Here is a 1,158-nt window from a genome sequence, read left to right as displayed (position 1 = left end):
CAGAGCTGGAATGGTCAGGGTCTGGCTACGGGGGTTCTGGATCCAGGGACAGGCTGGTCTGGCCGAGAAAGCCGGTGATGAGGTCGGGGCGGTACTGGACGCGTTTGAGCAGGGTCTTGATCGTGATGGTGAGCTGGTCGACGGTGACCCGGATGTGGTTGCCCAGGTCGCGTTTGACGTGTGCCCAGACCCCTTCGACGGGGTTGAGGTCGGGGGCGTAGGCAGGCAGGCGGACCACGGTCAGCCAGCCGGCGTGGCGGGTGAGGAACACGCGCATCGCGGCGCTGACATGGGTGTTGAGGTTGTCCCAGCACAGGATGATCGGGGCGTGGAGCTGGTGGTGCGCGGCGGCGATCAGGGTGGCGTAGTCGTCTTCGGAGAAGCTGCGGCGTTCACCACGACGGCCGTGGTGGGTCGGCACCCGGTAGAACAGCCGAGGCCGCTGCCCGGGCCGGTAGCAGACCAGGGCGGCCATCGACACCCGACCCGAGCCCTTCCCCGACACCCGCACGGTCGGGGTGTGCCCCCGAGGTGCCCAGGTCCGGGCCTTCGGGGGGCGCAGGCTCTGCCCCGCTTCGTCCTCAAAGAGGATCCACGCGCCGGTCGTCGCCGCTAGCCTCGTACCTTCGCCCAGGTCTCGGCCCGCCACGCGGCGATCTTCTCCTCGTCGCGTTCCGCGGCCCGGCGGGCGGGGACCTGCGGGCTGTATCCCATGCGGTGCAGCAGATACGACGTGCCACGCAGGATGTAACGGATGTGGAACAGCCGGCCGATCAGCAGGGTCACCCGGGCCAACGTCCAGCGCTGGTCGGGCCAGCCATGCCCGGCCGGACCACGGTCCAGTTCCACCCGTAGCCGATCAAGCTGACGGTCCGACAGTCGGCACGACGCCCCACTCGGCCCCCGCGACGCCAGCGCCGCCGCACCACCGGCCCGCCAGCGCCGTTTCCACTGGTAGGCCGACTTCGTACTCACCCGCAACCGCCGGGCGACCTCGACCGGATCGACCCCCGCGGCGAACAGGTCCGCCGCCTGCACCCGAACCGCTTCCCGACGAGCACGACCCTGCGCCGTCAACCCACCACCATCCGCATACCTCATACCAGCGGCAAGCCCCGAGCACGGTCCGGCCATACCCGGACAGACCGGATGTGATCA

Annotated in this window: 2 protein-coding genes; both read right to left on the bottom strand. The window is 69.8% G+C overall.

The genetic code is table 11. The annotated features are described in order from the left end of the window. Positions 1-25: 25 nt before the first annotated feature. A complete protein-coding gene (locus tag ND747_RS16445; protein ID WP_251734484.1) occupies positions 26-649 on the bottom strand; it encodes a transposase in 624 nt (207 codons plus the stop codon). Then, a complete protein-coding gene (locus tag ND747_RS16440) occupies positions 613-1,077 on the bottom strand; it encodes a winged helix-turn-helix domain-containing protein (RefSeq protein ID WP_251734483.1) in 465 nt (154 codons plus the stop codon). The genes ND747_RS16445 and ND747_RS16440 overlap by 37 nt, the downstream gene beginning before the upstream one ends. Positions 1,078-1,158: the final 81 nt, after the last annotated feature.

The sequence above is a fragment of the Frankia sp. R82 genome (assembly GCF_023716925.1).
Lineage (GTDB): Bacteria > Actinomycetota > Actinomycetes > Frankiales > Frankiaceae > Frankia.
This window is presented reverse-complemented; position numbering and strand designations above follow the sequence as displayed.